Annotated in this window: 5 protein-coding genes; all 5 read left to right on the top strand. The window is 50.9% G+C overall.

All coding sequences use genetic code 11. From position 1 onward, the window contains the following. Window positions 1-53 precede the first annotated feature (53 nt). Genes ATO11_RS21555 through ATO11_RS20840 form a run of 5 tightly spaced genes read left to right on the top strand, consistent with a single transcriptional unit; the run spans window position 54 to window position 5,222 of the window. A complete protein-coding gene (locus tag ATO11_RS21555) occupies window positions 54-1,517 on the top strand; it encodes a DEAD/DEAH box helicase (RefSeq protein ID WP_110553834.1) in 1,464 nt (487 codons plus the stop codon). Beyond that, a complete protein-coding gene (locus ATO11_RS21965) occupies window positions 1,514-1,711 on the top strand; it encodes a hypothetical protein (RefSeq protein ID WP_134643201.1) in 198 nt (65 codons plus the stop codon). The genes ATO11_RS21555 and ATO11_RS21965 overlap by 4 nt, the downstream gene beginning before the upstream one ends. Beyond that, window positions 1,704-3,635, top strand: a complete 1,932-nt coding sequence (locus ATO11_RS20845) for a hypothetical protein (RefSeq protein WP_134643200.1) — start codon at window positions 1,704-1,706, stop codon at window positions 3,633-3,635. The genes ATO11_RS21965 and ATO11_RS20845 overlap by 8 nt, the downstream gene beginning before the upstream one ends. Beyond that, complete coding sequence (locus tag ATO11_RS21960; protein WP_134643199.1) at window positions 3,632-4,153, top strand: hypothetical protein; 522 nt, start codon at window positions 3,632-3,634, stop codon at window positions 4,151-4,153. Before ATO11_RS20845 ends, ATO11_RS21960 begins: the two co-directional genes overlap by 4 nt. A 7-nt stretch (window positions 4,154-4,160) precedes the next feature. Further along, window positions 4,161-5,222 (top strand): DUF262 domain-containing protein, encoded by a 1,062-nt coding sequence (locus ATO11_RS20840; RefSeq protein ID WP_082176573.1) that lies wholly within the window; start codon window positions 4,161-4,163, stop codon window positions 5,220-5,222. The last annotated feature ends 45 nt before the right edge of the window (window positions 5,223-5,267 follow it).

The raw sequence follows: 5,267 nt of genomic DNA, 5'->3' as shown, positions 1-5,267 counted from the left end.
GCAGCCTAACTATTGAACCAGAAACTCTCCGGTAAACCCGGGGCGGTTCAAAATTGGGCATCTTTCAAGATGAGGATGGTTACGCCGTCGTTTTTCACGGCTCTCAGAACGAAACAGAACAAGGTCGCCGCAACTTTGAAAGTTTGGATGTCTTCCTGAGTTGGGCCGATCCTCGGGACGCATCTCGCGTCAATTCACACCGAACTCGCTTCGAAAGACTCTGGAGCAATGCCGACCCAAATGTCCGTTGCTTTGATATTCCCGAAGCTGTTCGTCGTAACATTGCGCAATTCTACCGACCAAAGGGTGGAGTAAAACTGAAGTTTGACGAAAGCAGACGTTGGCGCCATCAGGATGAAGCCATAAAGAGGTTTCTTGCCAAAAAGAGCGGTGTCCTAGAGATGGCCACCGGGACGGGCAAAACCCGGACGGCACTTCGGATCATCGACAAACTCACATCTCGCGACCTTGCGGACACGGTCATCGTCACAATGCGCGGCAATGATCTCCTAGATCAATGGTTTCAGGGGTTAGTCAAAGACTGTAACTGCCGGCTCTATCGTCAGTATGGCTCTCACAATGACGGTCCCAGATTTGTCGCAACCCGCGGACCAAGACTACTTCTTGTTTCGCAACACCACCTACCGGAGTTTCTGAAAAGCGTTGAAACCAGACCTGAAAGGACACTAATCGTTTGCGATGAAGTTCATGGCCTTGGGTCTCCTAGTCAGGTAAGATCGCTTTCTGGTCTGGTTTCTCCGCTCGAATACCGTTTGGGATTAAGCGCGACTCCAGAGAGAGAATACGATCAATCAGGAAATGATTTTATTGACGAAGAGATTGGCCCCGTCATCTTTGAGTTCAAAGTAGAAGACGCTATTCGGCGAGGCATTTTATGCGAGTTTGACTACACGGCTCTGGAATATGAACTGTCGGATGAAGATCGGGGAGAGATCCGCACCATCATCAAACGACACCATGCGCGCAAAGCATCAGGAGACGTTGTAAGCGACGAAGCGCTCTACCGGGACATCTCGCGTGTTCGAAAGGTAACAACAGAGAAACTGGAACCGTTCAGAGAACATCTTGCTCGCAATAAAAGCCTCTACAATCGCGCGCTCATTTTCGTCGAGACTCGAAAGTACGGAGAGCTTGTCCAAAGGCTGCTCATGGATGCCGGCATCATTTTTGGAACCTACTACGAAGGCGACGAGTCTCAACGTCTCGTAGAATTTGCCAATGGACGGTTGGGCTGTTTGGTTAGTTGCCATCGTCTCTCCGAAGGAATCGACATCAAGTCCGTAAAGAACATTGTACTGTTCTCTTCGGCTCGGGCAAAACTCGAGACGATTCAACGGCTAGGTAGATGTCTGCGCACAGATCCTGAAGACAAGGAAAAGCGCGCCCATGTGTTGGATTTCGTGGACTTTGGCGATGACGAAGGCGACACGACAGACGTGAGACGCTATGAATGGTTGCGCGCGCTGAGTATGACGCAGAAGGATGACGATGAATGAGTACTGACAAAGCAAGCGCGCTTGACGAAATTGCCGCGGCGATCTCTGAAGCGTCTAAATCGATCTCCAAGAGCACTTCAGTTCAGACATCTACCGAACGCTTGCTCAATGCTACACTGGAGGCCCTGCCGCCCACACACAGAATCGAGAACACCATTGACGTAATTCTCGAAGAGGATAGCTCGAGTGACTAGCACGAATGTCCTTTTGCTTGGCTGGGAGGCGACTGGGCTTCGGGGTTACCTTCGAGATGCAAAAGTTGTTCTTGAGCCTGACAAGTTTAGCCATGTCTTGCTCCAGATGCCTAACGGTACGGGCAAAACTACGACGATGGCACTTTTGCGATCCGCAATGAAGGGCAAGATGGATCCATCATTGTCGGTTTCCGCACTCCAAGCAGACCGAACCACAAAGGAAGGCAGCTTCGAACTCCACCTGTCCATAGATGAAGAGAAAGTTTCAATTCGCATCCAATGCGACTTTCAGATGGACAGACACTACTTTTACACAACGACCGCTACAAAAGGCACGGTGAGCGGGCATAAACTGAACGAATACTATCCTGCTTTGGCCGATGCCCTGCGTCGAAGCATTGACTTGTTTGTCTTTGACGGTGAACTTGCAAGAGACATGTTGACTGACGGGGTCAATTCTGCGGACGACGCCATTGAGGCGCTTTACCGGACGGATACCTTTAAAGACCTGGTCCGGGAGATCGAAAGCCTCAAACGGGCCCGTAAGCAAAGAAACAGAGATGTAACCACAGCTTCAGAACAATCCGCCGTAGACAAGCTTGAACGCGAGTTCAACGAAGCGAAAGATGTGCTTGATCGACTGGAGCAAGAAAAGAGCACATTGGAGCGTGGGATACGTAAGATCGACAAGCGGGTCAAAGAGATTGACGATCGATGCCGCGAGCTGGGATTTGAAGATGATGAATTTAGGCTGCGACAACAAGATATCGAAGATCGAAGCACCAAGGCGAGAAATGACATTGAACGATTAGCGCCTGAAACGGTCTTTAGCTTCAGGTCACCTTTAAGTCTTCACTCAATTGTCGAAGTCCGATTGTCGGCGCTAAACAGCACTCTCAAGAAGCGCAGACTGCCGCGTTCCTCGAAGTCGTTCTTCGAGGAACTCGCCAAGGAAGAGACATGCATTTGTGGAGATGCGTTGGATGACGCAAAGAGGAAACATATCCTCTTGCATGCAGAAGACCATCTAGGCGACGAGCAGGTGAGCGTCATCAATGATATTCGCTATAAACTCTCTGATACGGTTGATCGTCCTGAGTTTTCAGCGCAAGTGACCAAGCTTAGCGAAGCCGAGGACAAATACACGTCTGTTGCTCAAGAACGCGAACGACTGGACTTGGAGAAAATTAGAGCAGGGAAAGAGGAGGTCGAAGCGCTTACATCTGAGAAGGACGCGCTGGTTGAAGACCGGATCCTAAAGAGCCAAGCCCTAAAGTTCCTAACCGAAGAACCGGTATCTTTGGAGGACGTCGACTGGAAGCGAAATCTACGGGCTTGCGACGCACTCAAGCGCGACAGAGAACAGGCGTTCAACATAGCGAACTCCAACAATAGATACTTTTCAGCGGCCGATAAGCTTGCGCTCGCCGCCAATCGCGCACGAACGCTGTCGAAAGAACGGCTACAAGCCTTCGTCAGAGACCAAACCAACTCTCGCCTGAACAGCATTCTCGACAACAACAACATACGAGTTTCAAGAATTGATGGCCGACTGCATCTCGTTGATGAGGAGAAACTGCCAAAGGATGGTGCGAGTGAAGGCCAGAAGTTGGCGGTTTGCTACGCATTCCTGACGGCTCTTCTAGCAGAAGCACCAGCGAGGTTGCCGTTTATCGTCGATTCGCCTGCCGTCTCCCTGGACCTCGATCTGCGAAAGAATGTCGGAAAGCTTATTCCGAAGATATTTGATCAGCTTATTGTCTTTGTAATTTCGAGCGAACGCGAGGGCTTTGCTGATGCTTTCAAAGGTAGAGAAGACACTCAGTTTCTGACGGCTTCCATAGATCAGCAAGATGGGTCAGTTGAGATTGACGCAAATGTTGAGACGTTCTTCCGCTTCCAAAGTGTGGAGGCGATTCAATGACCTCTGAAGGACGCACGAGTGCAAGAGGTTTTGTTCTCCACGAGGGGGTGAGGAACTACTTCGACTTTTCAAATTTGCGCATGTTCAACAGTACAAGATCTCCCGACGTGGCTCGTGGCTCACTAATCTTGTTTGATGCCTATTATGCTGGGTTGATGCTCGGATTGGCGACCAAGCGGCTTGGGGCGGCAAAGGACCTCGAAGGATCAATCTTTTTACCAAGTTATCCCAATGAATTTGAGGCATATCGCGAATATATTGCAGGGCTTCTGGTGGATGCGGAAGTCACAGCCCTACACTCGGAAGACTATTCGGAAAGCCAGTTAGAGCGGGCCATAGCAAAGCTTCTTCAGGTTGCATCACCCACTCGCTTATCACCAGAGGGAATGCACATTTTGAACCTTTATGCCGCCGGTGGATTTGAGCTACTTCGCAGCAAGATGGGCGCCAAACCATCTGATCCTTCGAATTTCATGATCCGGTATCAGGCCGTGCTCGAAGCGGAAATCAGGTCATAGTCATTTGATGGAACGGGTTTCAGATCTTCTCTGCCAGCGGGCAACTCCAACGACTGTGTCAGCGCTTTTTGGTGGGATGACGCTCTTTCGCGTTCCGGCCTATCAACGTGCCTATGAGTGGAATGCGGAGCAAATTGATGCGTTTATCGACGATGTTCGAAGGTGTTGGCAAAGGCGCCTGAACGGGGAACGTGAACGGCACTTTTTTGGGTCTGTGGTGACCGCGCCCAAAGACCCAGGTGGTTTGGTTCGTCCTAAGCGAGATGTGATCGACGGGCAGCAGCGCTTTGCGACTTTTCTGCTTTTCGTTGCCGCTCTGCGGCAGCACTGTTTGTTGGCGGCGACAGCATTTGAGGCAGATGATCTAGAACGTGCATCTGCCTTGAGCACAATGGCCGAAACACTCCTGTTTCGCTTTGTCATGAGCAAAGATCTCAACTTCATGCAAACAACAGATGTCTATCCGCTGACATTGAACGAGACCGACGACACGGTGTTCAAAGCGCTTCTTCGAGGCGAGGCGATTGAGGCCACCGCGCAGTCTCACAAGCTATTGCAAGCGGCATATAATACCTGTTTTTCTATGCTTCAGGAACGTCGTGACGCCACCGGTTCCACCGAGCGTGAATTCAATGCTCTAAATCAGTTCTATGCTAGCGCTCTTGAGGACTGGGAGGTCGTTCACATCGAGGCCAACGCGCCGGAGCATGCCAGCCTCATCTTCCGAGTACTGAACAACAGGGGCCTTCCCGTCAGCGACTGTGATCTCCTTCGGGCAACGACCATGGAACGGGCAGAGCAACGGTTAGAGACAGCCGAACGAGATGAGCTCGCCGCTGCGTGGAAGGAAATTGCCAGCCTTTCTGAGGACCCAGATGCCTACCTGAAGCTTGCTTATCAAGCCCGTACCGGGAAACGCTTCAACGCTGCCAGGACATCGACTGAATTTGAAGCAATGCACTTCGAGGAACTCACAAGTGGTGAGTTACTTGGTGCTGAGGCAGCAAGATCACTCTTGCAGAGCGTACAGTCATTGAAGGCTGACATGCTGATGATGAAGGCGCTGTGAACCGCCCCGGGTTTACCGGAGAGTTTCTGGTTCAATAGTTAGGCT

The sequence above is a fragment of the Pseudaestuariivita atlantica genome, from assembly GCF_001205715.1.
GTDB lineage: Bacteria > Pseudomonadota > Alphaproteobacteria > Rhodobacterales > Rhodobacteraceae > Pseudaestuariivita > Pseudaestuariivita atlantica.
The sequence above is the reverse complement of the archived record's forward strand: the minus strand, read 5'-3'. Positions and strand labels throughout refer to the sequence as shown.

What these genes read in the sequence shown, in the direction of transcription:
- ATO11_RS21965 (WP_134643201.1), top strand. Translation starts at nt 1,514, where the DNA reads ATGAGTACTGACAAAGCAAGCGCGCTTGACGAAATTGCCGCGGCGATC.
- ATO11_RS21960 (WP_134643199.1), top strand. Translation starts at nt 3,632, where the DNA reads ATGACCTCTGAAGGACGCACGAGTGCAAGAGGTTTTGTTCTCCACGAG.
- ATO11_RS20840 (WP_082176573.1), top strand. Translation starts at nt 4,161, where the DNA reads ATGGAACGGGTTTCAGATCTTCTCTGCCAGCGGGCAACTCCAACGACT.